The sequence below is a fragment of the Candidatus Desulfolinea nitratireducens genome (assembly GCF_982879505.1).
The window spans coordinates 14,728-19,280 of the sequence record NZ_CEYOSI010000043.1 but is presented as its reverse complement, the minus strand read 5'-3'; the positions used below and the strand labels follow the sequence as shown (position 1 = coordinate 19,280).

The window sequence follows — 4,553 nt, the reverse complement described above, 5'->3', positions numbered from 1 at the left end:
CTCCTTGACCTGATTTTAGCTCGTTATCGACTACAGAACTGCGTAACATGAGTTAATACAGAATCATTAAAGGATGTACTGGAGAGCGCCGGTTATGATTCTGATAAAAAGACTCTCTTTATCTGGGAAGGGGTCAGCTATTATCTCGAAGCCGATTCTGTGGATGCAACGCTGGGCTTTGTACGTGATTTCTCTCATCCCGAAAGCTTGCTTGCCTTTGATTACGTTGTTCCGTTAACAGATGAGAATGCTGATGCTTTTGGAGTGGCTGGTTTCTTCGAAACGATGAAGAAAGAACATGGCGACGAAGCACTCCTCTTTGCGATTGATGAGGGCATAGCGGAATCCTTTTTGGCAGATCGCGGATTGAAAATGATCGACCATTTAGACAATGAAGAGATCGAAAAAAAATTCCTGACAGATGAGAATGGTTCCCTGATCGGGTCAATGACAGCCCATTTTAGATTTGTATCGGCTTCGCCAAAATAAGAAATCTCCGCCCTCTCCCTCAGGGAGATGGTACATAACCCTTTACGCCTAAGTTATATTTCTTTTGAAATTACCCCTTTTTCAAAATAGCGCCTGTCTCACCGAGAACATCAAAGACCCGATCCGCTATTTCAACGGTGGCAGACCCAAGTCCACAGGCGGGTGCGACTAGACTGCGGGAGGCGAATTCATCCGGGTGGATGGTGATTCCACGTTTCGCAGCCTTCTCGGAGATCAACTTGATCCCGTCTTGCAATTTTTTCGCCAGCGATTGGGGCGTCTCGTTAAATATCTGCTCGTTATTCGGGATCAATCCCCAGCAGATTGCCCCGCCACGATCCAGAAATCCCCGCAATTCCACAGGGTAGAGCGCCAGATTTTCGATAAAACTATAGGCATCCAGATTGAGGATATCGACTTGCGTACCAAGCAGCACCCCCCAATCGGTATTACCGCAGCAGTGAGTTCCGGTGATCGCCCCGGCGGTATGCAACGCCTCGTAGACTTCGTCCAGCCAAATGATGACCTGCTCTTTGCTCAAGCTGACATAAGCCGAGCCGAAGGAGGCCATATAAGGCTCGTCTACAAAGAGGATCACTTGCTCGCTGATATTTTTCAATTGGCTCACCTGCCAACGGGCATTGAAAGTCATATGCTTGATGAGCACATCCACCAGCATTTCGTTATATAAACAGGCCCGCCCATCCTGATCGGTGACGGTAAGACCGAAGCTGATCGGGCCCATCACCTGCCCTTTAACATATGTGGATGAATAGGATTTAAGCGAGTCGAGTAATGCGTAAAATCCCTGGGCGTAGTCTGGGTGCAGCGCAAATGCATCGGTATTATCGTCAATAATGGATTGATAAAAGCTTTCCAGTTCTGCATCAAAATTGGGAGAGCCTGTGTCGATGTGGGCTTTTTCTTTTTCTTCGTCCACAACCGCTCCGGGAAGTGTGGGTGCGTATTGTGTATAAATATTCTCGCGAAAATCACGACGCGTCAGTTGCAGCCAGGAGGGAATATCCAGGAGGGAATTGAGTTGGCTGGTTAGCCTTTCTGCTTCCAAATGCGGCACTGAGCCGACGTGGGTGGTGAGATAATTGAATTCAGGCACCTGCTCTCCTTTAAAGATATTGCGGGTATATAAGGATTATCATAACCTGATCTCACATTCATGGGAATATTTTTCCCGCAAATAACTCTGATTGGAAATAGTGTCAGCATAAAGCAAAAAGTGATGTCACCTCCATCGGCGACACCACTTTTATTTGGCTTCTTTATCCAGTTAGCCCAGTCTGGTATATAGCGATAAGTCTGAATTTATGCTGTTGGGCTTGGCTCAACTGTCCAAACAGGTTGTGGGCGGGTAAATACGTAGGTTGCGATGGCACCCAGATAAGCCAGGTACGCGATCACTTCTGTTAAGGATGGATTGCCGTTATATCCTACAAGAGCTTTCAGCAATAAACCAATTTGACCTTTATCACTAAGAATAGGGTTGATATCCCAGACATGTTCAATTACTGAAGGAATAATGCCTGCTTCATTAAGTTCATGAACGCCATAGCCAACCAGGCCAGCCGCAAATATGATCAATAAAATATTTGTGACTTTGAAGAAGCTTTTTAGATCAAGCTTACGGGTTGAGCTGAAGAGGAATAACCCCAGAACGGCTGCACCAGCTAGACCCAGAACCGCTCCCAACAGGGTTTGAACCGGGCTGGCTGTTTGTTGAACTGCCAGGAGGAAAAGAGCCAATTCAATTCCTTCGCGAAAAACGGCAAGAAAAGCTAAGATAAAGAGCGCCTTTTTACCTTTTCCCAGCGCCGCCTCTTTTGTCTGCTTTTCAATCTCTGTTTTAAGATTATCGGCTGAATTATGCATCCAGAAGATCATCCAGGTCAACACCCCGGCTGCCAGTAACATGGCGACACCCTCAAAGATTTCCTCGCTGCGGCCTTCAAATTCCATGCCAAGCAGGTTGAGCAGTATTGCAGCCAACAGGCTTGCAAGAGCAGCAATTCCCGCTCCAGCCCAAACAGTCTTGCTTAAATCCGTCCGCTTTAGCTTCACTAAAACACCGAGTACAATCCCAATGATGAGAGCTGCTTCGAGACCCTCTCGTAACGATAAAAGTAAACTTGCCAACATTATTGCCTCCAATAAAGTATGGGTAGCTCTTTCTTGCCTGCCCAATTTGATTGTGTTAAAATGGACTTAGCCATTTCTTATAGCAAACGTTAGTATACACTAACTTTTATTATAATCTCAATATAACTATTATCACAAGCCCCGGGTGAGCTATGTCACAACCTGAAAAATTCAAAAAAGCTTCACGACCTACCCCCACCATCGAAGATTATTTGATGACGATGCATGTCATGGAGCGTGATTTCGGTGAAATAGTTGCTGCTCGCCTGGCCGAACTGATGGGCGTTGCTCCGGCCACCGTGACCATGACTTTACGGCGTATGGGACGAGACAAATGGATCACTGGCCAGAGTCGCAGAGAAATCCATCTTACTGAAACCGGACGTGAGGCGGCCTATTCGGTAATCCGCCGTCATATGCTGACCGAATGGCTCCTGGTGAAAATTTTTAAACTGCCTATTTTTGAAACGCATGATGAGGCGCATCATATCGAACATGCGATCTCCCCCAAACTTGAGGAGCGGATGATTGAAATTTTGGATAACCCAAAATTATGCCCACATGGCAACCCATTTCCCGGGCATGAGGACCTAACTAAAGATTGGGTACCCTTGATTGAAATCCCTGTTAGCCAAGAAGTTATAATCCGCAGGATTCATGAATTTGTGGAAGATAACCAGGATCTGCTTGGTTTCCTTGGGAAAAACAGGATTGCGCCCGGCCAAAAAGCACAAGTGGTGGAAATTTTACCTTTCAACAAAACCTTGACGATTGAAATCGAGGGCAGCCCTGTCACACTTGGTTCTTCCACAGCCGAGCATATTTTTGTAGAATTCCCCTCTCCATAAAATCAAAGAGTGTGTCGCAAAATCTCCGCATAAATTCGGAGATTTTGTCATCCACAGTTATCTTGCATTAGATCATGCTTTTACCAACAATTAGAACTGCCATGGGGAATTTCGGATTGTTGTAGAAATCAGAATCCAGTATACTTCCAAGCTCGGCTGGCAAAACAGGCGACCCATTCTTTTTTTTATATTTCTGGCGGGATTCAAAGGAGTACCCACGACCAACATGCGACCCAAAATTAATACCTGGTTGGCCAAAAGGACCAACGTCTTTTACGGCTGGATCATCCTGCCTATCTCTACCCTGGCGGCTTTCTTCACCAGCCCTGGCCAGACTTATATGGTATCGGTCTTCAACCCCTCCTTGCGGGAAACGCTCAATCTCAGCCTGACCCAGCTTACTGGTGCCTATATGTTCGGCACGGTTCTGGCCTCCTTACCCCAGACCTTTATCGGCCAGATGGCTGACCGGATTGGCATTCGCAAGGCGCTCTTTATTATTGCCAGTTTATTCAGCCTGGCCTGCGTATTCATTTCCCAGGCCAATTCTTTGCCGATCTTATTCCTGTCTTTTTTCTTTTTGCGGATGCTCGGTCAAGGTGCGCTGGAATTGCTCTCTGTGAATATGTTGCCAATGTGGTTTCGGGATAAATTAGGTTCTGTCTCCGGAATCAAAAATGTGGTTGTCAACCTGATGATTAGTGTGGTCCCCGTAAGTATTCTCGCACTAATCGGTGTGGTCGGCTGGCGAAGGACCTATATGATAGCTGGTGCCAGTGTATTCCTGATTCTGATTCCAATTGTTTATTTTTTCTATATCAACCGTCCTGAAGAAATCGGTCAGACCATCGATGGGAATGGTTCGTCAAATGGCCTGCAACCAGTAAATTCTAAGATCCCAGAGAATGAATTCAATCTCAAAGAAGCCATGCGTACACGTGCTTATTGGATTTTGACTCTCTCCTGGTTTGCCTGGGCGGCCATTGCGACCGCGATCACCTTCAACCTGCTACCGATATTCACCGCCAAGGGCCTGACTGAAGGGCAGGCTGCAGCCAGTTT

Annotated in this window: 4 protein-coding genes and 1 pseudogene; 3 read left to right on the top strand and 2 right to left on the bottom strand. The window is 46.5% G+C overall.

The window, feature by feature from the left end; all coding sequences use genetic code 11:
• Window positions 1-69: 69 nt before the first annotated feature.
• Window positions 70-489: pseudogene (locus AC3DOM_RS05740) on the top strand (class I SAM-dependent methyltransferase); the annotation flags it as partial.
• A gap of 70 nt (window positions 490-559) precedes the next feature.
• Here the strand turns inward: AC3DOM_RS05740 and AC3DOM_RS05735 are convergent.
• Together AC3DOM_RS05735 and AC3DOM_RS05730 are read right to left on the bottom strand one after the other, a co-directional pair.
• The gene (locus AC3DOM_RS05735) at window positions 560-1,606 is read right to left on the bottom strand and encodes a uroporphyrinogen decarboxylase/cobalamine-independent methonine synthase family protein (RefSeq protein ID WP_487918070.1); all 1,047 of its coding nucleotides are present in this window, start codon (window positions 1,604-1,606) and stop codon (window positions 560-562) included.
• Window positions 1,607-1,812: 206 nt separating this feature from the next.
• The gene (locus AC3DOM_RS05730; RefSeq protein ID WP_487918069.1) at window positions 1,813-2,643 is read right to left on the bottom strand and encodes an FTR1 family iron permease; all 831 of its coding nucleotides are present in this window, start codon (window positions 2,641-2,643) and stop codon (window positions 1,813-1,815) included.
• 152 nt (window positions 2,644-2,795) lie between these two features.
• Here AC3DOM_RS05730 and AC3DOM_RS05725 point away from each other — a divergent pair, with 152 nt between their 5' ends.
• Both AC3DOM_RS05725 and AC3DOM_RS05720 read left to right on the top strand, forming a co-directional pair.
• Complete coding sequence (locus tag AC3DOM_RS05725; protein WP_487918068.1) at window positions 2,796-3,491, top strand: metal-dependent transcriptional regulator; 696 nt, start codon at window positions 2,796-2,798, stop codon at window positions 3,489-3,491.
• A 226-nt stretch (window positions 3,492-3,717) separates the two neighbouring features.
• A partial coding sequence (locus tag AC3DOM_RS05720) for an MFS transporter (RefSeq protein ID WP_487918067.1) occupies window positions 3,718-4,553 on the top strand: 836 nt, incomplete at its 3' end.

Bases quoted from the DNA above. Each gene is read 5' to 3' on its own strand.
- AC3DOM_RS05725 (WP_487918068.1), top strand. From the start codon at position 2,796: ATGTCACAACCTGAAAAATTCAAAAAAGCTTCACGACCTACCCCCACC.
- AC3DOM_RS05730 (WP_487918069.1), bottom strand. From the start codon at position 2,643: ATGTTGGCAAGTTTACTTTTATCGTTACGAGAGGGTCTCGAAGCAGCT.